This is a genomic window from Pseudomonas putida (assembly GCF_028682635.1).
Lineage (GTDB): Bacteria > Pseudomonadota > Gammaproteobacteria > Pseudomonadales > Pseudomonadaceae > Aquipseudomonas > Aquipseudomonas putida_AE.
Map to the genome: position 1 here is coordinate 252,782 of NZ_JANHLK010000006.1, position 24,010 is coordinate 276,791.

The 24,010-nt window shown below is 60.7% G+C and carries 20 protein-coding genes, 5 tRNA genes and 1 pseudogene; 21 read left to right on the forward strand and 5 right to left on the reverse strand.

Annotated elements, in window-relative coordinates; all coding sequences use genetic code 11:
- Positions 1–121: 121 nt before the first annotated feature.
- The 6 genes from murJ to ispH all read left to right on the forward strand — a co-directional run bounded on the left by murJ (position 122) and on the right by ispH (position 7,634).
- Positions 122–1,660 carry a murein biosynthesis integral membrane protein MurJ gene (murJ, locus tag NPS56_RS10435; protein ID WP_274074535.1) on the forward strand — a complete coding sequence of 513 codons (1,539 nt, stop codon included), beginning with the start codon at positions 122–124 and terminating at the stop codon, positions 1,658–1,660.
- 129 nt (positions 1,661–1,789) lie between these two features.
- Entirely contained in the window at positions 1,790–2,740 is a 951-nt protein-coding gene (gene ribF, locus NPS56_RS10440) for a bifunctional riboflavin kinase/FAD synthetase (RefSeq protein WP_046815716.1), read from the forward strand.
- Positions 2,741–5,572 (forward strand): isoleucine--tRNA ligase, encoded by a 2,832-nt coding sequence (gene ileS / locus NPS56_RS10445; protein ID WP_274074536.1) that lies wholly within the window; start codon positions 2,741–2,743, stop codon positions 5,570–5,572.
- Entirely contained in the window at positions 5,565–6,092 is a 528-nt protein-coding gene (lspA, locus tag NPS56_RS10450; RefSeq protein WP_274074537.1) for a signal peptidase II, read from the forward strand. The genes ileS and lspA overlap by 8 nt, the downstream gene beginning before the upstream one ends.
- A 7-nt stretch (positions 6,093–6,099) precedes the next feature.
- A complete protein-coding gene (fkpB, locus tag NPS56_RS10455) occupies positions 6,100–6,537 on the forward strand; it encodes an FKBP-type peptidyl-prolyl cis-trans isomerase (protein WP_274074607.1) in 438 nt (145 codons plus the stop codon).
- 149 nt (positions 6,538–6,686) lie between these two features.
- Positions 6,687–7,634 (forward strand): 4-hydroxy-3-methylbut-2-enyl diphosphate reductase, encoded by a 948-nt coding sequence (ispH, locus tag NPS56_RS10460; RefSeq protein WP_274074538.1) that lies wholly within the window; start codon positions 6,687–6,689, stop codon positions 7,632–7,634.
- A 4-nt stretch (positions 7,635–7,638) separates the two neighbouring features.
- Here the strand turns inward: ispH and NPS56_RS10465 are convergent, their stop codons facing one another.
- Positions 7,639–8,151, reverse strand: coding sequence for a GspH/FimT family pseudopilin (locus tag NPS56_RS10465; RefSeq protein ID WP_274074539.1), 513 nt, complete (start codon positions 8,149–8,151; stop codon positions 7,639–7,641).
- An 85-nt stretch (positions 8,152–8,236) separates the two neighbouring features.
- On the opposite strand from NPS56_RS10465, the gene NPS56_RS10470 reads away from it, so the two are divergent.
- The 7 genes and pseudogenes from NPS56_RS10470 to thiO all read left to right on the forward strand — a co-directional run bounded on the left by NPS56_RS10470 (position 8,237) and on the right by thiO (position 13,846).
- Positions 8,237–8,710, forward strand: a complete 474-nt coding sequence (locus tag NPS56_RS10470; protein ID WP_274074540.1) for a GspH/FimT family pseudopilin — start codon at positions 8,237–8,239, stop codon at positions 8,708–8,710.
- Complete coding sequence (gene pilV / locus NPS56_RS10475; RefSeq protein WP_274074541.1) at positions 8,707–9,156, forward strand: type IV pilus modification protein PilV; 450 nt, start codon at positions 8,707–8,709, stop codon at positions 9,154–9,156. Before NPS56_RS10470 ends, pilV begins: the two co-directional genes overlap by 4 nt.
- Complete coding sequence (locus NPS56_RS10480) at positions 9,153–9,866, forward strand: PilW family protein (RefSeq protein ID WP_274074542.1); 714 nt, start codon at positions 9,153–9,155, stop codon at positions 9,864–9,866. Before pilV ends, NPS56_RS10480 begins: the two co-directional genes overlap by 4 nt.
- Before the next feature lie 11 nt (positions 9,867–9,877).
- Positions 9,878–10,348: a pilus assembly PilX family protein gene (locus NPS56_RS10485; protein ID WP_274074543.1), complete on the forward strand. Its 471-nt coding sequence runs from the start codon at positions 9,878–9,880 to the stop codon at positions 10,346–10,348.
- A gap of 97 nt (positions 10,349–10,445) precedes the next feature.
- Positions 10,446–12,275: pseudogene (locus NPS56_RS10490) on the forward strand (pilus assembly protein); the annotation flags it as partial.
- A gap of 14 nt (positions 12,276–12,289) precedes the next feature.
- The gene (locus NPS56_RS10495) at positions 12,290–12,691 is read left to right on the forward strand and encodes a type IV pilin protein (RefSeq protein WP_274074545.1); all 402 of its coding nucleotides are present in this window, start codon (positions 12,290–12,292) and stop codon (positions 12,689–12,691) included.
- 54 nt (positions 12,692–12,745) lie between these two features.
- Positions 12,746–13,846: a glycine oxidase ThiO gene (thiO, locus tag NPS56_RS10500; protein WP_274074546.1), complete on the forward strand. Its 1,101-nt coding sequence runs from the start codon at positions 12,746–12,748 to the stop codon at positions 13,844–13,846.
- A gap of 96 nt (positions 13,847–13,942) precedes the next feature.
- Here the strand turns inward: thiO and NPS56_RS10505 are convergent, their stop codons facing one another.
- The 4 genes from NPS56_RS10505 to NPS56_RS10520 form a co-directional block, all read right to left on the reverse strand.
- Positions 13,943–15,280 (reverse strand): sigma-54-dependent transcriptional regulator, encoded by a 1,338-nt coding sequence (locus NPS56_RS10505; RefSeq protein ID WP_274074547.1) that lies wholly within the window; start codon positions 15,278–15,280, stop codon positions 13,943–13,945.
- Positions 15,277–16,863 (reverse strand): sensor histidine kinase, encoded by a 1,587-nt coding sequence (locus NPS56_RS10510; protein WP_274074548.1) that lies wholly within the window; start codon positions 16,861–16,863, stop codon positions 15,277–15,279. Before NPS56_RS10510 ends, NPS56_RS10505 begins: the two co-directional genes overlap by 4 nt.
- Positions 16,853–17,086, reverse strand: coding sequence for a PP0621 family protein (locus tag NPS56_RS10515; protein WP_274074549.1), 234 nt, complete (start codon positions 17,084–17,086; stop codon positions 16,853–16,855). Before NPS56_RS10515 ends, NPS56_RS10510 begins: the two co-directional genes overlap by 11 nt.
- A gap of 135 nt (positions 17,087–17,221) precedes the next feature.
- Positions 17,222–18,244 (reverse strand): outer membrane protein assembly factor BamD, encoded by a 1,023-nt coding sequence (locus NPS56_RS10520; RefSeq protein WP_274074550.1) that lies wholly within the window; start codon positions 18,242–18,244, stop codon positions 17,222–17,224.
- A gap of 151 nt (positions 18,245–18,395) precedes the next feature.
- Here NPS56_RS10520 and rluD point away from each other — a divergent pair, with 151 nt between their 5' ends.
- The 8 genes from rluD to NPS56_RS10560 all read left to right on the forward strand — a co-directional run bounded on the left by rluD (position 18,396) and on the right by NPS56_RS10560 (position 23,790).
- Positions 18,396–19,358, forward strand: coding sequence for a 23S rRNA pseudouridine(1911/1915/1917) synthase RluD (rluD, locus tag NPS56_RS10525; RefSeq protein WP_274074551.1), 963 nt, complete (start codon positions 18,396–18,398; stop codon positions 19,356–19,358).
- Entirely contained in the window at positions 19,355–20,080 is a 726-nt protein-coding gene (gene pgeF, locus NPS56_RS10530; RefSeq protein ID WP_274074552.1) for a peptidoglycan editing factor PgeF, read from the forward strand. Before rluD ends, pgeF begins: the two co-directional genes overlap by 4 nt.
- 130 nt (positions 20,081–20,210) lie before the next feature.
- Positions 20,211–22,775 (forward strand): ATP-dependent chaperone ClpB, encoded by a 2,565-nt coding sequence (gene clpB / locus NPS56_RS10535; protein WP_274074553.1) that lies wholly within the window; start codon positions 20,211–20,213, stop codon positions 22,773–22,775.
- Positions 22,776–23,074: 299 nt separating this feature from the next.
- Positions 23,075–23,150 (forward strand) — tRNA-Asn (locus tag NPS56_RS10540).
- A gap of 9 nt (positions 23,151–23,159) precedes the next feature.
- Positions 23,160–23,236: transfer RNA gene (locus NPS56_RS10545), tRNA-Pro, on the forward strand.
- Between the two features lie 5 nt (positions 23,237–23,241).
- Positions 23,242–23,317 (forward strand) — tRNA-Lys (locus NPS56_RS10550).
- Between the two features lie 97 nt (positions 23,318–23,414).
- A tRNA-Pro gene (locus NPS56_RS10555) sits at positions 23,415–23,491 on the forward strand.
- Positions 23,492–23,713: 222 nt separating this feature from the next.
- Positions 23,714–23,790, forward strand: a tRNA-Pro gene (locus tag NPS56_RS10560).
- Positions 23,791–24,010: the final 220 nt, after the last annotated feature.

Consider the following 24,010-nt stretch of genomic DNA (forward strand, 5'->3'; position numbering starts at 1 on the left):
TTCTTTCCAGCGTGCGACCTGTAAACTCGCGAGCTTTGGCTCTGTGCTGTTGCGGCGCGGAGTATCGCATAAGTAGGCGCGTAGTTCGCCTGCTGTTTATCGACAGGCACAAACTCTTTCAATGAATCTGCTCAAATCGTTGGCCGCCGTCAGCTCTATCACGATGCTTTCCCGGGTTTTGGGGTTTGTCCGTGACACCCTCATCGCGCGTGCATTCGGTGCAGGAATGGCGACCGACGCCTTCTTCATCGCCTTTAAGCTGCCCAATCTGTTGCGGCGGATTTTTGCCGAAGGGGCGTTTTCCCAGGCATTCGTACCGATTCTTGCCGAATACAAGAGTCAGAAGGGCGATGAGGCGACTCGAACCTTCATTGCCTATGTCTCAGGCCTGCTGACGCTGGTACTGGCGCTCGTCACGGCGTTGGGCATGCTTGCCGCCCCGTGGGTGATCTGGGTGACTGCGCCGGGATTCGTCGATACGCCGGAGAAGTTCGAGCTGACCACGAGTCTGCTGAGAGTGACCTTTCCTTACATCCTGCTGATTTCCCTGTCTTCATTGGCCGGCGCGATCCTCAATACCTGGAACCGTTTTTCGGTGCCGGCCTTTGTGCCGACCCTGCTTAACGTCAGCATGATCATCTTTGCGCTGTTCCTGACGCCGTACTTCGATCCCCCGGTGATGGCGCTGGGCTGGGCCGTACTGGCGGGCGGCCTGGCGCAGTTGCTCTACCAGCTGCCGCACCTGAAAAAGATCGGCATGCTGGTCCTGCCACGCCTGAGTCTGCGCGACAGCGGCGTCTGGCGGGTGATGAAGCAGATGTTGCCGGCGATTCTCGGGGTGTCTGTCAGTCAGATTTCGCTGATCATCAACACCATCTTTGCCTCGTTCCTGGTGGCCGGCTCGGTGTCCTGGATGTACTACGCCGACCGCCTGATGGAGTTGCCGTCCGGTGTGTTGGGCGTGGCGTTGGGCACGATTTTGCTGCCGACCCTGGCCAAGACCTACGCCAGCAAGGATCGCCAGGAATACTCGCGAATCCTCGATTGGGGCCTGCGCCTGTGTTTCGTGCTGGTACTGCCTTGCGCCCTGGCGTTGGGAATCCTGGCCGAGCCGCTGACGGTTTCACTGTTCCAGTACGGTCAATTCGATGCCCATGACGCGGCCATGACCCAGCGCGCACTGATCGCCTATTCGGTCGGGTTGCTCGGGATTATCGTGATCAAAGTGCTGGCGCCGGGCTTTTATGCGCAACAAAACATTCGCACGCCGGTAAAAATCGCGATTTTCACCCTGGTGGTCACGCAGTTGTTCAACCTGCTGTTGATCGGCCCGTTGGCACACGCGGGTCTCGCGCTCGCCATCAGTGCCGGTGCCTGCCTCAATGCCGGGCTGCTGTTCTATCAACTGCGCAAGCAGCAGATGTACCAACCGCAACCGGGCTGGGCGAAGTTTGGCGCCAAGCTGGTGGTCGCGGTCACGGTGATGTCCGCGGTATTGCTGGCTGGCATGCACTTCATGCCCGCTTGGGGCGATGGCCAGATGCTTGAGCGTTTCCTGCGCCTGGGCGCTTTGGTGATTGCCGGTGTGGTGGCGTATTTCGGCATGTTAGTGTTGATGGGCTTTCGGTTGCGCGACTTCAACCGCAAGACGCTTGGCTGAGGCCAGGGTCTTGATAAACACGGGCGAGCCGGCGTTTTTGTCGGCTCGATTACTTTGGGATACGGTGTTGCCTGTCGTCGGCCGCCGGGTGTGGTTATAATCGACCACTTTATGAGCAAGAAGCGCGTTATGCAGCTGGTTCGAGGCCTCCACAATCTGCGCCCCCAGCATCGGGGCTGTGTCGCCACTATTGGCAACTTTGACGGTGTACACCGTGGCCACCAGGCTATCCTGGCGCGGCTGCGCGAGCGTGCGCTGGAGTTGGGCGTGCCCAGCTGCGTGGTGATTTTCGAGCCGCAGCCACGGGAATTCTTTGCCCCGGACACGGCGCCGGCCCGTCTGGCCCGGTTGCGTGACAAGCTGCAGCTGCTGGCCGCCGAAGGGGTCGACCGGGTCCTGTGCCTGGCCTTCAACCAGCGCCTGAGCAAACTCAGCGCCAGTGAATTCGTCGATACCATCCTGGTTGATGGGCTGGGCGTGCAGCACCTTGAAGTCGGCGACGACTTCCGTTTCGGCTGTGACCGGGTAGGGGATTTCGATTTCCTGCAACAGGCCGGCGTCATGCAGGGCTTTACCGTGGAAGCGGCGCAGACCGTCGAGCTCGATGGCATTCGCGTCAGCAGCACCCAGGTGCGTAACGCCCTGGCCGCCGCTGACTTTGCCCTCGCCGAGCGGTTGCTGGGGCGCCCGTACCGGATCGCCGGTCGCGTGCTGCACGGCCAGAAGCTGGCGCGGCAGTTGGGTACACCCACCGCCAACATTCAACTCAAGCGTCGTCGCGTGCCGCTGACCGGGGTTTACCTGGTTAACGTCGACATCGACGGCAAGACCTGGCCAGGTGTCGCCAACATCGGCGTTCGCCCCACGGTCCAGGGAGATGGCAAAGCCCACCTCGAAGTCCATCTTTTAGATTTTGCCGGCGATCTGTATGACCGGCGTTTGACGGTGGTTTTCCACCACAAGCTGCGTGAAGAGCAGCGTTTCGCCTCTCTGGAGGCGCTTAAGACGGCGATCAATGCGGATGTCGCCGCCGCCCGTGCCCTGTCGCACCTAGCGCCAATCGCTAATGAAGAGCCTTAAATGACCGACTATAAAGCCACGCTAAACCTTCCGGACACCGCCTTCCCAATGAAGGCCGGCCTGCCTCAGCGCGAACCGCAGATTCTGCAGCGCTGGGACAGCATTGGCCTGTACGGAAAGTTGCGCGAGATTGGCAAGGATCGTCCGAAGTTCGTCCTGCACGACGGTCCTCCGTACGCCAACGGCACGATTCACATCGGTCACGCACTGAACAAGATTCTCAAGGACATGATCATCCGTTCGAAGACCCTGTCGGGCTTCGACGCGCCTTATGTTCCGGGCTGGGACTGCCATGGCCTGCCGATCGAGCACAAGGTCGAAGTGACCCACGGCAAGAACCTGGGCGCGGACAAGACCCGCGAACTGTGCCGTGCCTACGCCACCGAGCAGATCGAAGGGCAGAAGTCCGAATTCATCCGTCTGGGCGTGCTGGGCGACTTCGCCAACCCGTACAAGACCATGGACTTCAAGAACGAAGCCGGTGAAATCCGTGCCCTGGCCGAAATCGTCAAGGGCGGGTTCGTGTTCAAGGGCCTGAAGCCGGTGAACTGGTGCTTCGACTGCGGTTCGGCCCTGGCCGAAGCGGAAGTCGAGTACGAGAACAAGAAGTCCTCGACCATCGACGTGGCTTTCCCGATTGCCGATGAAGCCAAGCTGGCTGCCGCCTTCGGTCTGCCATCGTTGGCCAAGCCTGCTTCGATCGTGATCTGGACCACCACCCCGTGGACCATCCCGGCCAACCAGGCGCTTAACGTCCACCCGGAATTCAACTACGCCCTGGTCGACATCGGCGACAAGCTGCTGGTGCTGGCTGAAGAGCTGGTCGAATCGTGCCTGACCCGTTACGGCGTTGAAGGCACCGTGCTGGCCACCGCAGCAGGTTCCGCACTGGAACTGATCAACTTCCGTCACCCGTTCTACGACCGTCTGTCGCCGGTGTACCTGGCTGACTACGTGGAACTGGGCGCCGGCACCGGCGTGGTTCACTCCGCCCCGGCCTACGGCGTGGACGACTTCGTGACCTGCAAGAAGTACGGCATGGTCAACGATGACATCCTCAATCCGGTACAAAGCAACGGCGTGTACGTGCCGTCGCTGGAATTCTTCGGCGGCCAGTTCATCTGGAAGGCCAACCCGGCCATCGTCGACAAGCTGACCGAAGTCGGTGCGCTGATGCACACCACCGTCATCGAACACAGCTACATGCACTGCTGGCGCCACAAGACCCCGCTGATCTACCGCGCCACCGCGCAGTGGTTCATCGGCATGGACAAGCAGCCGACCACGGGCGACACCCTGCGTGTGCGCTCGCTCAAAGCCATCGAAGACACCAAGTTCGTTCCGGCCTGGGGCCAGGCGCGCCTGCACTCGATGATCGCCAACCGTCCGGACTGGTGCATCTCCCGCCAGCGCAACTGGGGCGTGCCGATCCCGTTCTTCCTGAACAAGGAAAGCGGCGAGCTGCACCCACGCACCGTTGAACTGATGGAAGAAGTTGCCAAGCGCGTCGAAGTCGAAGGCATCGAAGCCTGGTTCAAGCTGGACGCGGCCGAACTGCTGGGCGCTGAAGCGCCACAGTACGACAAGATCAGCGACACTTTGGACGTCTGGTTCGATTCGGGCACCACGCATTGGCACGTCCTGCGCGGTTCGCACCCGATGGGCCACGAAAGCGGTCCACGTGCCGACCTGTACCTGGAAGGTTCCGACCAGCACCGCGGCTGGTTCCACTCGTCGCTGCTGACCGGTTGCGCCATCGACAACCACGCGCCGTACCGCGAGCTGCTGACCCACGGTTTCACCGTCGACGAGTCCGGCCGCAAGATGTCCAAGTCGTTGGGCAACGTCATTGCACCGCAGAAGGTCAACGACACCCTGGGCGCCGACATCATGCGCCTGTGGGTTGCTTCGACCGACTACTCGGGCGAAATGGCAGTGTCCGAGCAGATTCTGCAACGCAGTGCGGACGCCTACCGGCGTATCCGTAACACCGCGCGTTTCCTGCTCTCGAACCTGACCGGCTTCAACCCGGCCACCGACCTGCTGCCGGCCGAAGAAATGCTCGCGCTGGACCGTTGGGCCGTGGACCGCACCTTGCTGCTGCAACGCGAGCTGCAAGAACACTACGGCGAATACCGCTTCTGGAACGTCTACTCGAAGATCCACAACTTCTGCGTGCAGGAGCTGGGCGGTTTCTACCTCGACATCATCAAGGACCGCCAGTACACCACCGGCGCCGACAGCAAGGCCCGTCGTTCGTGCCAGACCGCACTGTTCCACATCTCTGAAGCGCTGGTGCGCTGGATCGCGCCGATCCTGGCGTTCACCGCCGACGAGCTGTGGCAGTACCTGCCGGGCGAGCGCAACGAGTCCGTGATGCTCAACACCTGGTACGAAGGCCTGACCGAGCTGCCGGAAGGCTTCGAGCTGGGTCGCGCCTACTGGGACCGCATCATGGAAGTGAAGGTAGCGGTCAACAAGGAAATGGAAATCCAGCGCGCGGCCAAGGCCGTCGGTGGCAACCTGCAAGCCGAAGTGACGCTGTTCGCCGAAGACGCGCTGAGCGCCGACCTGGCCAAGCTGAGCAACGAACTGCGCTTTGTGCTGATCACCTCCACCGCCAGCGTTGCGCCGTTTGTTAAGGCGCCAGAAGACGCGGTAGTCACCGAAGTCAGCGGCCTGAAGCTGAAAATCGTCAAGTCGGCCTTCGCCAAGTGCGCCCGTTGCTGGCACTGCCGTGAAGACGTCGGTGTGAATCCGGAGCACCCGGAAATCTGCGGTCGTTGCGTCGACAACATCAGCGGCGCGGGCGAGGTTCGTCACTATGCCTAATGCAGCCGGGCCTAACGCCGTTGGTCGCTTCGGGCGACTGAGCTGGCTCTGGTTGAGCTTGCTGGTTCTGGTCATCGACCAGGCCAGCAAATTCTACTTCGAGGGCAAGCTCGAGATGTTCCAGCAGATCGTGGTGATCCCCGATCTGTTCAGCTGGACCCTGGCCTACAACACCGGCGCGGCCTTCAGCTTCCTGGCCGACAGCTCCGGCTGGCAACGCTGGCTGTTTGCCCTGATCGCCATAGTGGTCAGTGCGGTGCTGGTGGTGTGGCTCAAGCGTCTGGGGCGCAACGAGACCTGGCTGGCCGTTGCGCTGGCGCTGGTGCTCGGTGGCGCGCTGGGCAACCTGTATGACCGCATTGCCCTGGGCCATGTGATCGATTTCATCCTGGTGCATTGGCAGAACCGCTGGCATTTCCCGGCGTTCAACTTTGCCGACAGTGCAATCACTGTGGGCGCTGTCATGCTGGCACTGGATATGTTCAAAAGTAAAAAGACCGGAGAAGCCGTTCATGACTGAACAGGTATTGGCTGAGCAACGCATCGGCCAGAACACGGAAGTCACCTTGCATTTCGCATTGCGCCTGGAGAACGGCGACACGGTGGACAGCACCTTCGACAAGGCCCCGGCGACCTTCAAGGTCGGTGATGGCAACCTGCTCCCAGGTTTCGAAGCGGCGCTGTTCGGTTTCAAGGCGGGCGACAAGCGTACCCTGAGCATCGAGCCGGAAAACGCCTTCGGCCAGCCTAACCCGCAAAACGTGCAGATCATCCCGCGTTCGCAGTTCCAGGACATGGAGCTGTCGCCCGGTTTGCTGGTGATCTTCAACGATGCGGCCAATACTGAATTGCCGGGTGTGGTGAAAGAGTTCGATGACGCGCAAGTGACCATCGACTTCAACCATCCGCTGGCAGGCAAGACGCTGACCTTTGACGTGGAAATCATCACCGTCAAAGCGCTGTAACTGCTTTCTGTAGGAGCGAGCTTGCTCGCGATGAACTCATTGGCACCGCGTCAACATAGAATGTGCGCGGTGTACCTGAGTTTTTCGCGAGCAAGCTCGCTCCTACAGTGGTTTTTCATTGTTTTCGCGCGTAAGACACGAGGCACAGCATGCAAATCAAACTCGCCAACCCCCGTGGCTTCTGCGCCGGTGTGGATCGGGCGATCGAAATCGTCAACCGCGCCCTGGAAGTCTTCGGGCCGCCGATCTATGTGCGCCACGAAGTGGTCCACAACAAATTCGTCGTCGAAGACCTGCGTAACCGCGGGGCAATCTTCGTCGAGGAACTGGATCAGGTGCCGGACGACGTGATCGTGATCTTCAGTGCCCACGGCGTGTCCCAGGCCGTGCGTACCGAAGCCGCCGGCCGTGGCTTGAAAGTGTTCGACGCCACCTGTCCGCTGGTGACCAAGGTGCACATCGAAGTCGCCCGTTACAGCCGCGACGGTCGTGAATGCATCCTCATTGGCCACGCCGGTCACCCGGAAGTCGAAGGCACCATGGGCCAGTACGATGGCAGCAACGGTGGTGCGATCTATCTGGTCGAAGACGAAAAGGATGTCGCCGAACTGCAGGTGCACAACCCGGAAAAACTGGCGTTCGTCACCCAGACGACCTTGTCCATGGACGATACCAGTCGCGTCATTGACGCATTGCGTACGCGTTTCCCGGCCATTGGCGGCCCGCGCAAGGACGACATCTGCTACGCCACGCAAAACCGCCAGGACGCGGTCAAGCAACTGGCCGACGAATGCGATGTGGTGCTGGTGGTCGGCAGTCCGAACAGCTCCAACTCCAATCGCCTGCGTGAACTGGCAGAACGCATGTCTACCCCGGCCTACCTGATCGATGGTGCCGAAGACCTGGAAAAAAGCTGGTTCGACGGTGTCGAGCGCATCGGCATCACCGCCGGCGCTTCCGCTCCGGAAGTCCTGGTGCGGGGCGTGATCCACCAATTGCAGGCCTGGGGCGCAACCGGTGCCGATGAATTGGCCGGTCGTGAAGAGAACATCACGTTCTCCATGCCCAAGGAGCTGCGGGTCCGTTCGCTGCTCTGAGCCTTCACCCCGGGCATAACGCCTGCGCGGCCTGCTCGTTGCGCAGGCTGATGCGACCGTTCGAGGCCAGTACCACCTGGTGCTGGCTCTGCGCTTCGCGTGCCGCGCACACGTGCAATGTCCCCGCTTGAAATCCCCCGGCTACCGGCCCACCCAGTGGACCGAAGCGTATGGCTGTCTTGATATACCGATTACCCATGATCGCCACGCCCATGCCGCTGCGGCGCTCGACCAGCAGCGGATTGTCGGGGTCCTCATGGCCCTTGCCGCTGACATCCAGAATGATCCGCCAGCCCTGGCTCCAGTCGTCGTCGATGCCGTGAATGACCACGACCTGGCCACGGGCTATCGCTTCGCTTCTTGCACTGCGCAAACCGCTGACGAGTGACTTGGCTGCCTCCTCGCGATGGTTCGATTCTGTAAGCCCTGCAAAGGCCGGACTGACCAGGAGCAGAACAATCCCGGCAATCGCGAGTCCCATAAGCAATTCGATCAGACTGAAACCTTGCTCACGCATGAAATCTCCCTCCCTGGAACATGTTGCCTCGCGCGATCCCTGCGCCAGTAGAAGCAGGTATAGCCGACGGCAACGAAGGGCAACGGTGGATCATCGTTCAAAAGGTTTCACGCTGATCGAGTTGCTGGTGGCGTTGGCGATCTTCCTGGTCCTGATCACCCTGGCGGTCCCGGCGTTCATCCGTTCGACACAAGGCACCAGGGCCGACACCGAGATGGGGGATCTGCGACGTGCCCTGAACTACGCCCGACTGGAAGCCATCGACCGAGGCGTGCCCATTCGGCTGCGACCCACGGCGGGAGGGAGCGGGTGGAGCGGGGAATTGTCGGTCTATGACAGCACGGGCACCCCGGCCAATGTGTTGCGGGTTGTTCCACCGATGAGCAGCGGGGCGACTCTGGCGCTACCCTCGGATGTCACGGCGATCGATTTCAATAATCTGGGCGGGCTGTCATCACCCTCCATGCCACTGGTGATCAGCTATGTGCTCGGAACACAAAGCAGGACGCTGAATGTGTGTTTGAACGGACGAATTCTATTGGGTGGAAGTTGCGGATGAGGCCATGGAGCAAGCGTGCCCAGGAGGGCATGACGCTGATCGAAGTGCTGGTGGCGTTGCTGATCCTGGGCGTGGGGCTGTTGGGCGCGGCCGCCTTTCAATTGAATGCCTTGAAGTACACCGACAGTGCGCGCATGACCAGTCAGGCCAGCTTCATCGCCTACGACATGATGGACCGCATTCGCGCCAATGCAGCCGCCGACTACACCGTTACACCGCCAACCTCGGGCAATCCGAACGACGCCCGGGACCAGGACCTCTACGATTTCACCCGTAACATTGCCGGTTTTGGTGGCGAAACGGCGACCGGCAGCATCTCCCTGAGCCAGCGGGTGTACACCATCACCATCACCTGGGACGACTCGCGGGCCGCCAACGCTGCCGACTCACGGCGCAGTTTCGTCCTCACCAGCCGCGCGACTGTCGACCCGGTGGCGAGGCCATGAGCCGCTTCAGTCGCGGCTTCGGCCTGGTCGAGTTGCTGATCGCCCTGGCCTTGAGCCTGGTCGTGGTGCTGGGCGTGGTGCAGGTATTCATCGCCGCGAAAAACACTTACATCAGCCAGAACGCCGCGGCGGCCATGCAGGAGGACGCGCGTTTCGTGCTGAGCAAAATGATCCAGGAAATCCGCATGGTCGGCATGTTCGGCTGCCTGGGGTCTATCACCGATGCCAGCAAAGCGCGTGACTTCAATGCCAGCCATCTAAAGCCGATCAGTTGGGACAACGCCGGTCGCAAGTTGACCCTGGTCACGGCGGACATCGGCAGCAATGGCGGGACGCCGGCCTGGACGGTGGTATCCGATTGTCGCACCAGCGCGACGGCGTATTCCGACTCGCAAGCACCTGCTACGGGGCAACTGGCATTTCCCATCCGCCGATTGATCTACAGCTTGAAGAACGGTGAGCTGAAGATGGGCGTCGGCAGGGATAAGCCGCTCGAGCAAGTACTGGTGGATAACGTCAGTGCCTTCGACGTCAGCTTCGGCCTGGCCAGCTCGGCTTCCGATCTGGCAGTGTCCAGTTACAGCAGCAACCCGTCGGACCCGGCACGCATCCGCAGCGTACGCCTGAGCCTGACCCTCACCGACCCGAACAATCGGGTGGGCGACCAGACCTTCAACGTGGTTGCCGCCTTGCGCAACCGCTTGCCATGAGGCGCGGGCCGATGAGCGTTGCCCCTGGTGCCCAGCGCGGCATGGCGCTGCTGGTCAGCCTGGTGTTCCTGTTGCTGCTGACGCTGATCGGTATTTCATCGATGCAAAACGCCACCCTGCAGGAAAAAATGGCCGGCAGCCTGGGCTTGCGCAATCAGTCGTTCCAGCTGGCCGAAGCGGTATTGCGCGTGGGTGAAAGCGCGGTGCAGCTCGATAGTTACTCGTTGCCCGTGTGCAGCGGCACTGCCCGGTGCGCCCCGCCTGCCGAGTCGGCGAGCCTCACCGCGGCCGGGTTCAATTCCACCTCGGGGGTGACCTGGATCGCGTCCGGCAACGGCTTCTATGGCGTGCAGAACATCGGCACCACCAAGGCGGCGGTGAACGTGCCGAGTAACACCTCGGCAACCTTGTACCGGATCACCGCCGTGGGCATTGCGGGCAGTTCACGCAGTGTGGTGGAGAGCATTTATGCGAAATATTGAAAGTCGCTCACAGCGCTGGCGGTGGTTGAGTGGGGCCATGTGTGCCTTGTTGCTGGCCGCTCCGGCCTATGCCTTCACGCCTGCGGATTCGCCCTTGTTGTGCAGCAAGGCCGGCTCCGGCGGCAGTGGTGTCGCCAGCGGCACCCGCTATTTCCAGACCAGCTACGACCCCAGGGACTGGCGTGGCACGATCAAGGCCTATGGCTTCACCGCCAGTGGCACGGTCGATACCTCTTCGGTGCTGTGGTCCACCGATACGGCCATCGTGCCGGGCGCCACGGGACCGGCCTATCAATCGTGGAACAGCCAGACCCACAGCGCCGTGACATTGGCCTTTGCCAATTTGTCTGCGGCTCAGCAAGGCGTGCTCAGCCAGGGCTTGCCTGGCGGTATTACGGGCAGCGATCTGCTGGAATGGAGCAAGGGCGCGAACAAGGCCGGCCTGAAAGTGCGCAGTGTATTGCTCGGCGATATCGTCAACTCGCCGCTGGTCCTGGCGGCGCCTTCGGATAAAACCGCAGCTGATTTGTCGGGGGATACCTCCTACAGCACCTATCTGGCGACCAAGGCGGCCAACATGAATGCCAGCCTGGTGGTCAACGCCAACGACGGTTTTGTCAGCGTCATCAACACCGCCAACGGTGCCCGGCGCTACGCCTACATGCCCGCCAGTGTGCTGCCGTCCTTGCATTACATCGCCGATCCCACCTACATCAACGGCGTTGGCCACAGGTTTCTGGTGGATGGGCAGGTGGGCGTGTTTGATGCCCAGTTGAACAGCGCCTGGAAGACCCTCGCCCTGGGCGGAACGGGCGCGGGCGGGCGAACCTTCTATGCGCTGCAACTGTTCGACGCATCGGCGGGGAATGTGACCAAGGCCCTGTGGGAAATCAGCGCGCCGGACACTGCCAATGCGGCGAACGCTTTTAATGACCTGGGTTATGCCTACGCCCGTCCGGAGGTGGCACGCTTGGCGGATGGGCGCTGGGCGGCGTTCATTGCCAATGGCTATGGCAGTTACTCCGGGGTGGCGGCGTTGTACGTGGTGGATATTCGCGACGGCAGCCTGATCAGGAAAATCGTGATCGACAGCAGCGAGACCACTAACGGCTTGTCTTCGGTGAAACTCAGGGTGAACTCGCAGAATGTGGTACAGGCTGCCTATGGCGGAGACCTCAAGGGGCGGCTCTGGAAGTTCGACCTCAGTGGCGCCACCCCGAACGCCTGGGGCCTCGCATTTGCCGGCAAGCCTTTGTTCACCACCGCCGGTGGTGCTACCCAGCCCATCACCGCGCAGCCATTACTGGCGGACAGCGCCCAGGGTGGAACAATGGTGTTTTTCGGCACCGGCAAATTCAACGAGACAGCGGACAGGACCAACAAAGACCTGCAGGCGTTCTACGCGGTGTGGGACGCGCAGGGCGGCTCGGGGCAGATCACTACCTCCAGCCTGCAGGCCCAGGCAGTGACCGGGGTGTCGGCGCAGTCCATCACCACCAGCCAGTACGAGGTCACCTACCCGACGCAAAAGGGCTGGTATTTGCCGCTGGTGTATAACAGCGCGCTGACCGGTGAGCGGGTGATCAACCAGGCCAGCCTGGTGCTCGGTCGGATCGTCTTTACCACGGCCAGCGTGGATACCACCGACCCTTGCGCCAGCTTTGGCAGCGGCAAACTGATCGAACTCGATGCGTTCAGCGGTAAGATGCTCAATTACGCGGTGCTCGACACCAACGGCGACGCCGTGGTCGACAGCACCGACACGCTGTCCAGCGGCGTGGTCTTTACCGGCGGGATGCCGACCCTGAACGCCATCGTCAATGGCGGGGCTCGCAAGATCGTGAACGATTCCAGTGGCGGTATCTCCACGCTGGTGGAAAAATCCGGTGGCGGCAGCCGTCGCATCATGTGGCGACAAATACAGTAAGTGAGAATTGAGGCATGCGCAGTTCCAACCGCGGTTTTACCCTGATCGAAATCATGATCGTGATTGCGATCATCGGGATCGTCATCACCATTGGCTATCCGAGCCTCACCGAGTACGTGAACAAGGGGCGTCGCACCGAAGTCGCCGGCCTGCTCTCGGAACAGGCGCAGATCCTCGAGCGCTACTATTCGAAGAATAACGTCTACACCAATGCCACCGATCTTAGCGCCGGCAACGATTACTACAGCATCACACCGACCCTGACGGACCAGACGTTCCTGCTGACGGCAACCCGCAAGAGCGATGCCGCCATGGCCGCTGACAAGTGTGGTGACTTCACGCTCACCAACACCGGTGTCAGAAGCATGGTCAATGCGGCGGACGGCCTGACCACCAAGGATTGCTGGGGTCGCTGAGTTCCTTTTCGGGCGCCCTTTGCGCCTCTGTCTATTGAACGGTTGGATCAGAACATGACCAGGCAACAGCAAGTGGTGATCGTCGGTGGTGGGGTAATCGGGCTGCTGACGGCATTCAATCTCGCGTCCCAGGTGCAGAGTGTGGTGCTGCTGGACCGCTCGAATGTCGGCCAGGAATCGTCCTGGGCCGGCGGTGGCATCGTTTCGCCGCTCTATCCATGGCGCTACAGTCCTGCGGTGACCGCGCTGGCGCATTGGTCCCAGGATTTTTATCCACAGCTGGGCGAGCGCTTGTTTGCGGCCACCGGCATTGATCCCGAGGTCCATACCACAGGCCTGTACTGGCTGGACCTGGACGATGAGGCCGAGGCGCTGGCCTGGGCCGCGCGCGAGGGCCGGCCGCTGCGGGCTGTGGATATCTCGGCGGCCCACGATGCGGTGCCGGTGCTGGGCGGTGGTTTTTCCCGGGCGATCTACATGGCCGACGTGGCCAACGTGCGCAATCCACGGCTGGTGAAGTCGCTCAAGGCGGCCTTGCAGGCGCTGCCGAACGTGACGATCCATGAGCAGTGCGAAGTCAGCGGGTTTATTCGGCAAGACGAAAAAATAGTCGGTGTGCAGACCTCCACCGGCGCGATCCATGGCGACCAAGTGGTCCTCACCGCTGGTGCCTGGAGCGGCGATCTGCTCAAGAGCCTGGGCCTTGAATTGCCGGTCGAACCGGTGAAAGGGCAGATGATCCTCTACAAGTGCGCGGCGGACTTCCTGCCAAGCATGGTGCTGGCCAAGGGGCGCTATGCGATTCCGCGCCGCGATGGGCACATCCTGATTGGCAGTACCCTGGAGCATGAAGGCTACGACAAGACGCCGACCGAATCGGCACTCGAAAGCCTCAAGGCCTCGGCTATCGAGTTGATCCCGGCGTTGGCCGGCGCCGAGGTGGTGGGGCATTGGGCCGGGTTGCGGCCAGGCTCGCCGGAGGGCATTCCCTATATTGGCCAGGTGCCGGGTTTCGAGGGGCTTTGGCTCAATTGCGGGCATTACCGCAACGGGTTGGTGTTGGCGCCGGCGTCGTGTCAGTTGTTTGCCGATGTGATGTTGGGCAGGGCACCGATCATCGATCCGGCACCTTATGCGCCAACCGGGCGGATCTGAAACAAGATCAAAAGATCGCAGCCTGCGGCAGCTCCTACAGGAGAAATGCGTACCCCTCCTGTAGGAGCTGCCGCAGGCTGCGATCTTTTGAGGCCGTCAATCCAAACCGAGTTTCTTGAGCCTGTAGCGCATCGATCTGAATGACAGATTCAACCGCTGAGCCGCCGCCGTGCGGTTCCAGCGGGTCTCTTCCAGCGCCTGCAAAAGCAACTGGCGCTCAACGTTTTCCAGGTAGGCCTCCAGGTTATTGATCTGCGTGAGGTCCGGCACACCCGCTTCGGCGGCACAGTTGCCTTCGGCCAGGCGCAGGTCGCTGGGCTCGATCTGCTGGTTGTCGCATAACGTGTGAGCCCGTTCGAGCATGTTCTCAAGTTCGCGCACATTGCCCGGGAAACGGTAGCTTTTCAGGACCTCGAGGGCATTGGGGTGGAGTGTTGCCGCGGGCTGCCCGGTGTCTGCAGCCAGGCGCTTGAGCACATGGCTGGCCAGGGGCTCGATGTCGTCACGGCGTTCGCGCAACGGCGGAACCCGCAGCTCGATCACGTTCAGGCGGTAGTACAGGTCCTGGCGAAAACGTTCGGCAGCGACTTCGGCGCCAAGGTCTTTGTGGGTGGCGCAAAGGATGCGCACATCGACCACCACTTCCTGTTGCCCACCGACGCTGCGTACTGCTTTCTCCTGGATGGCCCGCAACAGTTTGACCTGCATCGGCAAAGGCAGGTCTGCCACTTCGTCGAGAAACAGGGTGCCGCCGTGGGCCGCCTGGAACAGTCCCGGTTTATCTTCGATGGCGCCGCTGAAGCTGCCTTTTCGATGGCCGAAAAACTCGCTCTCCATCAGCTCGGTCGGAATCGCACCGCAATTGACCGGGACAAAGGGTTGGCTGGCCCGTGGTCCTCGCTCATGAATCAGGCGGGCGACCCGTTCCTTGCCGCTGCCGGACTCGCCACTGATGTACACCGGTGCCTGGCTACGGGCCAGTTTGTCGATCTGTTTGCGCAGATCGCGCATGGGCGGTGAGTCACCCAGCAAACGACGATCGATGGCGGAGCCAGGGGCGGGCAGCAGCAAGGCACTGGTCACCAGTTCCCGAAGGCGGGTCAGGTCCACCGGTTTGGTCAGGAAATCGAACGCACCGGCCTTCAGCGCATTGATCGCCGTGTCGAGGCTGCCATAGGCCGTGATCATGGCCACCGGGACTTGCGGGTAGCGTTGCTGGATGTGTTGCACCAGCTCCAGGCCGCTGCCGTCGGGCAAGCGCATGTCGGTCAGGCACAGGTCGAACGCCTCGCGCTGGAGCAGGATCAAGGCCTCGCCAGCGTTGCGTGCGCTGTAGGTATCGAGCTTCATCCGGCCCAGGGTGATTTCCAGGAGTTCGCGGATGTCCGGCTCGTCGTCGACGATCAGGACTTTTTGCCGTGGGCTCTTGTTCAACCTTGTTTGCGTCCGTGGGAAAAGGTGATGCGAAAGCAGCCGCCCTGGCGTGATTTGAAGTCCAGGCGGGCCTGGTTGCTTTCGCACAGCTCACGGGACAGATAAAGGCCCAGGCCAGTGCCCTGGTGGCTGGTGGTGAAGAAAGGCTCGAACAATTGCGCTTGATGGTCCGGGGCCACCCCGGGTCCGTCGTCGAGGATTTCGAGGATCGGCAGCTGACTCTCGGGGTCGATGTACAACTCAAGCCAGACCTGCGCCTGATCGTGGTTCAGGGCGCTATGGCGCCATGCATTGCGGATCAGGTTGTCGAGAATCTGCTCCAGCTGGTTCGGGTCCATCAAGGTACTGAAGTCACCGCAAGCCATGCGTAGATGGATCTTCTGGCGCTCGTTCGCCTGCTCGCGGGTTTGTGTCACGAACTGCTCCAGCCACGGCTTCAGGTCGAGTCGTTGCGCCACGGTTTGCTGGCGACGGGACAGTTGCAGGACGTTTTCGATTACCCGATTCATTCGCTGAGAGTGGTCTTGAATAATCTGCGTCAGACGTCGATCCGCGGCATTCAGTTCCTCCGATTCGCGCAATAGCTGCGCGGCGTGACTGATGGCGCCTAACGGATTGCGGATTTCATGGGCGACACCGGCGGTCAGGCGGCCGAGGGCGGCGAGTTTCAGTTGTTGAGCCTGCTGGGTGACCTGAGCGAGGTCTTCGAGAAAGACCAGGATCTGCTGATGCGGGCCAGGAGCCAGAGCAATGAAGCTCGGCTGCAGTTCAAGGCCGCTGCCGGGGATTTTCAGGCTATGCGGGCGCATCGTCGGGTTGTTGATCCACAGTTGCAGACGTTCGACCAGGGCGGGGGCCTGTTCGTCGATCCGCCGGCCTTCGAGGCGCTCGCAGCCCAGCAGGGCCAACGCACTGTGATTGGCCAGTTGCACGCGCCATTGGTCGTCAAACACCAGAATGCCAGTACGCATGCGTTGCAGGATCAGGGCATTGAGGGCTTCCAGGCCGATGACTTCGCTGGTTTTCTGTTCTGCCAGGGTTTCGCTGACTTCCAGCCGTCGGACCAGGCCTTGCACCAGCAGTGCCGCGGCAAAACACAGGGCGCCGAGCGTGCCGATCTGCAAGTAATCGTTGGGGCTGGCGGGATGGCTGAGATTCAGCAGGAAACTCGAACCCAGGATGCCAAGTGCGCTGATGGCGGCGATCAGCAAGCCGATGCGTCCTCGCAACAAGGTATTGCTGATGGCCACCGAGACGATCAACAAGTTGCCGATGGCGCTGGCCACACCGCCACCGGCGTAGAACAACACGCAAAGCAGCAGGACATCGACCAGCGCCAGGCTGAGCAGTTGTGTCGGACGGCGGGTGTTTGCGAAGAAGACCACCAGCAGGATGTTCAGCACCAGGTACAACCCGCTGGCGTAGCGCAGCAGGTCGTCATTGGCGGACGTCAGCAACCGGTAGTCCAGGTTGCTGGAAATCAGCAGCACCAGGGTGATGCCGATGCTCAGGCGGTAGAGGTGATAGAGGCGCAGCAGTCGCTGGGCCTGTTTGTCGCCGGGACTGGTCGTCTCAGCGATCACTGGAGCCTGGGCCTTGCTCAAGGTGAGCCTGGCTGCAATACCACTGTTGTTGAAGGCTCAGCGCACGGTCGCGGGGCAGGTGCACGCCGCAATGGGCGCAGCGGACCATGGGCGCCGCTTCCAGCTCGGCGGAGGACTTGGGTGCAGAGACCTGGCGCTTGTACTTGCGCCAGAACCAGACAGCGGCGGCAATCACTGCGATCCAGAATAGTAAACGAAGCATGGTGAGCTGCTTTATGACGGATGAGCCGCCAGTTTAGCCAAGGACATGACAGGCGCACAGCGTATTCGCGCGGCATAAAAACGGCGCAATAAAAAAGGGAGACTCGAGCGTCTCCCTTTCTGTACCACCGTCGTATCAGTCGAATACGCCGAAGGTCATGTAGCTGAACCACGAGCGGTCTTCGTTGTTGCCCTCGGCCTCGTGATCCTCTTCCTCGATCACATCGCCGTTGCCGTCTTTAGGCTTGAGCTCGCTCGGAATCGCGTCCTTGGCATCCTGGAACTGCTTCTGCACGTCCTGGTTGGCGCGGGTTTCTCCCGGCGGCAGCGGCGGACGGGATTCGATCAGGCCCAGGGTGGCCTTGCTCAGCCACGAACGGTTGTCGGCTTCGGCGACCGATGGCACGAACTGACCGTCCACCAGGCTTGGGTGGTTCGGGTAGTTGAGCTTCAGGGTTTCGAGGCTGGTGGCAGCCAGTTCATCCAGGTGCAGGCGCTGGTAGGCCTCGGTCATCACCGCCAGGCCGTCGCCGACCGCAGGGGTTTCCTGGAAGTTTTCCACCACGTAGCGACCGCGGTTCGCGGCGGCGACGTAGGCCTGACGGGTCAGGTAATAGTCGGCCACGTGGATTTCGTAGGCGGCCAGCAGGTTGCGCAGGTAGATCATGCGCTGCTTGGCGTCCGGCGCATAACGGCTGTTGGGGAAACGGCTGGTCAGCTGCGCGAACTCGTTGTAGGAGTCGCGAGCGGCACCCGGGTCACGCTTGGTCATGTCCAGCGGCAGGAAACGCGAGAGCAGGCCAACGTCCTGGTCAAAAGACGTCAGGCCCTTGAGGTAGTAAGCGTAATCGACGTTCGGGTGCTGTGGGTGCAGGCGAATGAAGCGCTCGGCAGCGGCCTTGGCGGCTTCCGGTTCGGCGTTCTTGTAGTTGGCGTAGATCAGCTCCAACTGGGCCTGATCGGCATAACGGCCGAACGGATAGCGCGATTCCAGAGCCTTCAGCTTGGCAGTGGCGCTGGTGTAGCTATTATTGTCCAGATCGGCTTGAGCCTGTTGGTACAACTCGACTTCGCTCAGGTTTTCGTCTACGACTTCCTTCGAAGAGCAAGCAGCGGTCAATGCGAGGATGGCGATCAGCAGCAGGTGTTTCACTTGCATGGCGGCTTGCGTCCCTATGACGGCCGCTGTCTTGGGCGAGGCCGTCCTGTTATGATGAGCGCCCCGTTGAATAGCCTCGGGGCAAAAGACGCCGTATTTAACCACAAGCGCGCAGCCGAAACCAAAGGCTGTGCCGACGCCTAGTCCGAGCATGTCCGATAAAATTGAACTTAGCGCAGAGGTGCCGTCCGAATTGGGCGGCCAACGCCTCGATCAAGTCGCCGCACAATTATTCGCTGAGCACTCGCGCTCGCGCCTTTCCGCCTGGATCAAAGACGGCCGCCTGACTGTGGATGGGGCGGTTGTCCGCCCGCGAGACATCGTTCACGGTGGCGCCATTCTTGAACTCACTGCCGAGCAGGAAGCTCAGGGCGAATGGGTCGCTCAAGACATCGCCCTGGACATCGTCTATGAAGACGACGACATCCTGGTGATCAACAAGCCTGCGGGCCTGGTGGTTCACCCGGCTGCTGGCCACGCTGATGGCACCTTGCTCAACGCCTTGCTGCACCACGTGCCGGACATCATCAATGTGCCTCGCGCCGGTATCGTGCATCGCCTGGACAAGGACACCACCGGTCTGATGGTGGTGGCCAAGACCATTCAGGCGCAGACGCAGCTGGTTACACAGTTGCAGAGCCGCAGCGTCAGCCGGATCTACGAGTGCATCGTGATCGGCGTGGTGACGGCTGGCGGCAAGATCAATGCGCCGATCGGTCGTCATGGCCAGCAACGCCAGCGCATGGCCGTGATGGAAGGTGGCAAGCAGGCCGTCAGCCATTACCGCGTGCTTGAGCGTTTCCGTTCCCACACCCACGTGCGGGTGAAGCTGGAAACCGGTCGTACACACCAGATTCGCGTGCACATGGCGCACATAAACTTCCCGTTGGTCGGAGACCCTGCCTACGGCGGTCGTTTCCGCATTCCGCCGGCCGCCAACCCGACCATGGTCGAGTCGCTGAAGAATTTCCCGCGTCAGGCGCTGCATGCGCGGTTCCTCGAGCTGGATCACCCAACCACCGGTGAGCGCATGAGCTGGGAATCGCCGTTGCCGGAAGATTTCGTCTGGTTGCTGACCCTGCTCAAGCAAGACCGCGAGGCGTTTGTCGGATGAGTGACTGGCTGATTCCTGACTGGCCCGCGCCGGCCGGGGTCAAAGCCTGTGTCACCACCCGTGCGGGCGGCGTCAGCCTGGCGCCGTTCGACAGCCTCAATCTTGGTGATCACGTCGACGACAGCCCCGAAGCTGTCGCCGAAAATCGCCGGCGTCTGACTGATTGTTTTTCGATTCAACCGGCCTGGCTGCAGCAGGTCCACGGCGTTGTCGTGGCGCATGCCGATCCGAGCCGGGTGGACACTGCCGATGCCAGTTGGACCTCAACGCCGGGCATTGCCTGTGCGGCGATGACTGCGGACTGCCTGCCTGCGTTGTTTTGCGACCGTGCCGGTACGCGTGTCGCGGCGGCCCATGCCGGTTGGCGCGGGTTGGCGGCGGGGGTGCTGGAAGCGACCCTCGACAGACTGGACGTGCCACCTGCCGAGGTTTTGGTCTGGCTTGGCCCGGCCATTGGTCCGAAAGCCTTCGAAGTCGGCCCGGAAGTGCGGGCAACCTTCGTCGAGCAACTGCCCGAAGCTGCTCAAGCTTTTGCGCCGAGTCAAAACCCCGGCAAGTTCATGGCCGACATCTATACGCTGGCGCGCTTGCGCCTGGCAGCCCGTGGTGTAACCGCTGTCTACGGCGGCGGGTTCTGCACCGTCACCGATCCACGCTTCTTTTCCTATCGCCGTGCGCCTCGCACTGGTCGGTTTGCCTCCCTTATCTGGCTCGAACGCTAGACTTGTCTGACCTGCATCAACGTCTCGACGCTTGAAACTCCCAGAATCGACCGCATCTATTGTGGTATCTGGCAGGTTTCTTCATTCAGGATGTTTTATAGGTCCGGCCTGCTCAAAAGGAAGGTGACCCATGCGTATAGACCGTTTAACCAGCAAATTGCAGTTAGCGTTGTCCGATGCCCAATCCCTGGCCGTCGGTCTCGATCATCCGGCCATTGAGCCGGCGCACTTGATGCAAGCCCTGCTCGAGCAACAGGGCGGCTCGATCAAGCCCCTGCTGATGCAGGTGGGCTTCGACGTCAACAGCCTGCGTAAAGAGCTGACCAAAGAGCTCGACCAGCTCCCGAAAATTCAGAATCCGACCGGCGACGTGAACATGTCGCAGGATCTGGCGCGCCTGCTCAACCAGGCCGATCGCCTGGCCCAGCAAAAGGGCGACCAGTTCATTTCCAGCGAACTGGTGCTGCTCGCCGCCATGGACGAGAACAGCAAGATCGGCAAGCTGTTGCTCGGCCAGGGCGTGAGCAAGAAAGCCCTGGAAAACGCGATCAACAACCTGCGTGGCGGTGAGGCAGTCAATGACGCTAACCACGAGGAAGCGCGCCAGGCCCTGGACAAATACACCGTCGACCTGACCAAGCGTGCCGAGGAGGGCAAGCTCGATCCGGTAATCGGCCGTGACGATGAAATTCGTCGCACTATCCAGGTGCTGCAACGCCGCACCAAGAACAACCCGGTGCTGATCGGTGAACCTGGCGTCGGTAAGACCGCCATCGCCGAAGGCCTGGCCCAGCGCATCATCAATGGCGAAGTGCCGGACGGCCTCAAGGGCAAGCGCCTGCTGTCTCTGGACATGGGGGCATTGATTGCCGGTGCCAAGTATCGCGGTGAGTTCGAAGAACGCCTGAAATCCCTGCTCAACGAGCTGTCGAAGCAGGAAGGGCAGATCATCCTGTTCATCGACGAACTGCACACCATGGTCGGCGCCGGTAAAGGCGAGGGCTCGATGGATGCGGGCAACATGCTCAAGCCAGCCCTGGCGCGTGGCGAACTGCACTGCGTCGGTGCCACCACGCTCAACGAGTACCGTCAATACATAGAGAAGGACGCCGCCCTTGAGCGACGCTTCCAGAAAGTGCTGGTGGACGAGCCGAGCGAAGAAGACACCATCGCCATCCTGCGCGGCCTGAAAGAACGCTATGAGGTCCACCACAAGGTGGCGATCACCGACGGCGCGATCATTGCGGCGGCCAAGCTCAGCCATCGCTATATCACTGACCGGCAGTTGCCGGACAAGGCCATCGACCTGATCGACGAGGCCGCCAGCCGCATCCGCATGGAGATCGACTCCAAGCCGGAGGTGCTGGACCGCCTGGAACGACGTTTGATCCAGCTGAAGGTGGAATCCCAGGCGCTGAAGAAAGAAAGCGACGACGCAGCGAAGAAACGCCTGGAAAAACTCCAGGAAGAAATCGCCCGCCTCGAGCGTGAGTACTCGGACCTGGAAGAAATCTGGAACTCGGAAAAAGCCGAGGTTCAGGGTTCTGCGCAAATCCAGCAGAAGATCGAACAGTCCCGTCAGGAACTGGAAGCCGCTCGCCGCAAAGGCGACCTGAACCGCATGGCCGAGTTGCAGTACGGGGTGATCCCGGACCTGGAGCGCAGCCTGCAAATGGTCGACCAGCATGGAAAACCTGAAAACCAGTTGCTGCGCAGCAAGGTGACTGAAGAAGAGATCGCCGAAGTCGTGTCGAAGTGGACCGGTATTCCCGTGTCGAAAATGCTCGAAGGCGAGCGCGAAAAACTGATGAAGATGGAAAGCCTGTTGCACCAGCGTGTGATCGGCCAGGACGAAGCGGTGGTGGCCGTGTCCAACGCGGTGCGGCGTTCCCGCGCCGGGTTGTCCGACCCGAATCGCCCGAGCGGCTCGTTCATGTTCCTCGGCCCGACCGGTGTCGGTAAAACCGAGCTGTGCAAGGCGCTGGCTGAATTTCTCTTTGATACCGAAGAGGCGATGGTGCGGATCGACATGTCCGAGTTCATGGAGAAACATTCCGTGGCTCGCCTGATCGGTGCGCCACCAGGCTACGTCGGTTACGAGGAGGGCGGTTACCTGACCGAGGCGGTGCGTCGCAAGCCATACTCGGTGATCCTCATGGACGAAGTCGAGAAGGCGCACCCGGATGTGTTCAACATCCTGTTGCAGGTGCTGGAAGACGGTCGCTTGACCGACAGCCATGGCCGCACGGTGGACTTCAAGAACACCGTGATTGTCATGACCTCCAACCTGGGTTCGGTGCAGATCCAGGAACTGGTGGGTGATCGTGAGGCGCAGCGCGCGGCGGTGATGGATGCGATTTCCAGCCACTTCCGGCCGGAGTTCATCAACCGGGTCGACGAAGTGGTGATCTTCGAGCCTTTGGCGCGGGATCAGATTGCTGGCATCACCGAGATCCAGTTGGGTCGCCTGCGCAGTCGCCTGACCGAGCGGGAGCTGAAGCTTGAACTGAGCCCCGAGGCCATGGATAAGCTGATCGCGGTCGGCTACGACCCGGTGTACGGCGCACGGCCGCTCAAGAGGGCTATACAGCGCTGGATCGAGAACCCGCTGGCGCAGTTGATCCTTTCCGGTCGATTCATGCCGGGTGACACCGCTCAGGGCGTGGTGGAAAACGACGAAATCGTCTTCGTCTGATCCGTAACCGCAGCAAAATCGAAAAGGCCTCGCACAACGAGGCCTTTTTTTCATTCAGGCTGTTGAACTCTAAGGAAAAGGCTTGTAAAGTGCGCCCCGCAGTAAGTCACCCGCCAGGGTTTCTGCTTCAGGCAGGAATCTAAAATAAGTTGCAAATCATTAACTTGAATGCAAATTAGGGGGTTGACAGAGGTGCTGAAGATTGTAGAATAGCGCGCCTCAGACACACGAACGCAGCGATGCGAACGGGTCGAAGAGAACGCAGTAAAGCTACAAAGTTGTAAATTGAAATGTGTAGTTCCGTGATAGCTCAGTCGGTAGAGCAAATGACTGTTAATCATTGGGTCCCAGGTTCGAGTCCTGGTCACGGAGCCAATTTCAAGCCGGGGTATAGCGCAGTCCGGTAGCGCGCCTGCTTTGGGAGCAGGATGTCAGGAGTTCGAATCCCCTTACCCCGACCATTTTTGGGTCGTTAGCTCAGTTGGTAGAGCAGTTGGCTTTTAACCAATTGGTCGTAGGTTCGAATCCCACACGACCCACCATTTTTGAAACCAGTTAGCGCTGGAATCGAATCTTAAGATCAGAGGCCAAAAGCGCTGATCGAAGAAGGCGACTTTAGTTAGGTCGCCTTTTTTTTACCGGGGTATAGCGCAGTCCGGTAGCGCGCCTGCTTTGGGAGCAGGATGTCAGGAGTTCGAATCCCCTTACCCCGACCATATTAAAAATCCTCGTGTCGAAAGATACGGGGATTTTTTTTGCCTGCGAAAATTTCCAGAACACTGCAAAACCAATGTGGGAGCCAGCCTGCTGGCGATGGCGCCATGTCAGTCAACATCGATGGTGACTGATTCGACGCTATCGCCAGCAGGCTGGCTCCCACAGTTTTAAATCAGTGCAGCTTCAGCCGCGGCTCTTTGGTTAGGTCGCCTTTTTTTTACCGGGGTATAGCGCAGTCCGGTAGCGCGCCTGCTTTGGGAGCAGGATGTCAGGAGTTCGAATCCCCTTACCCCGACCATATTAAAAATCCTCGTGTCGAAAGATACGGGGATTTTTTTTGCCTGCGAAAATTTCCAGAACACTGCAAAACCAATGTGGGAGCCAGCCTGCTGGCGATGGCGCCATGTCAGTCAACATCGATGGTGACTGATTCGACGCTATCGCCAGCAGGCTGGCTCCCACAGTTTTAAATCAGTGCAGCTTCAGCCGCGGCTCTTTGGTTAGGTCGCCTTTTTTTT

Bases quoted from the DNA above. Each gene is read 5' to 3' on its own strand.
- murJ (WP_274074535.1), top strand. From the start codon at position 122: ATGAATCTGCTCAAATCGTTGGCCGCCGTCAGCTCTATCACGATGCTT.
- ribF (WP_046815716.1), top strand. From the start codon at position 1,790: ATGCAGCTGGTTCGAGGCCTCCACAATCTGCGCCCCCAGCATCGGGGC.
- ileS (WP_274074536.1), top strand. From the start codon at position 2,741: ATGACCGACTATAAAGCCACGCTAAACCTTCCGGACACCGCCTTCCCA.
- lspA (WP_274074537.1), top strand. From the start codon at position 5,565: ATGCCTAATGCAGCCGGGCCTAACGCCGTTGGTCGCTTCGGGCGACTG.
- ispH (WP_274074538.1), top strand. From the start codon at position 6,687: ATGCAAATCAAACTCGCCAACCCCCGTGGCTTCTGCGCCGGTGTGGAT.
- NPS56_RS10465 (WP_274074539.1), bottom strand. From the start codon at position 8,151: ATGCGTGAGCAAGGTTTCAGTCTGATCGAATTGCTTATGGGACTCGCG.
- pilV (WP_274074541.1), top strand. From the start codon at position 8,707: ATGAGGCCATGGAGCAAGCGTGCCCAGGAGGGCATGACGCTGATCGAA.
- NPS56_RS10480 (WP_274074542.1), top strand. From the start codon at position 9,153: ATGAGCCGCTTCAGTCGCGGCTTCGGCCTGGTCGAGTTGCTGATCGCC.
- NPS56_RS10485 (WP_274074543.1), top strand. From the start codon at position 9,878: ATGAGCGTTGCCCCTGGTGCCCAGCGCGGCATGGCGCTGCTGGTCAGC.
- NPS56_RS10495 (WP_274074545.1), top strand. From the start codon at position 12,290: ATGCGCAGTTCCAACCGCGGTTTTACCCTGATCGAAATCATGATCGTG.
- thiO (WP_274074546.1), top strand. From the start codon at position 12,746: ATGACCAGGCAACAGCAAGTGGTGATCGTCGGTGGTGGGGTAATCGGG.
- NPS56_RS10515 (WP_274074549.1), bottom strand. From the start codon at position 17,086: ATGCTTCGTTTACTATTCTGGATCGCAGTGATTGCCGCCGCTGTCTGG.
- NPS56_RS10520 (WP_274074550.1), bottom strand. From the start codon at position 18,244: ATGCAAGTGAAACACCTGCTGCTGATCGCCATCCTCGCATTGACCGCT.
- rluD (WP_274074551.1), top strand. From the start codon at position 18,396: ATGTCCGATAAAATTGAACTTAGCGCAGAGGTGCCGTCCGAATTGGGC.
- pgeF (WP_274074552.1), top strand. From the start codon at position 19,355: ATGAGTGACTGGCTGATTCCTGACTGGCCCGCGCCGGCCGGGGTCAAA.
- clpB (WP_274074553.1), top strand. From the start codon at position 20,211: ATGCGTATAGACCGTTTAACCAGCAAATTGCAGTTAGCGTTGTCCGAT.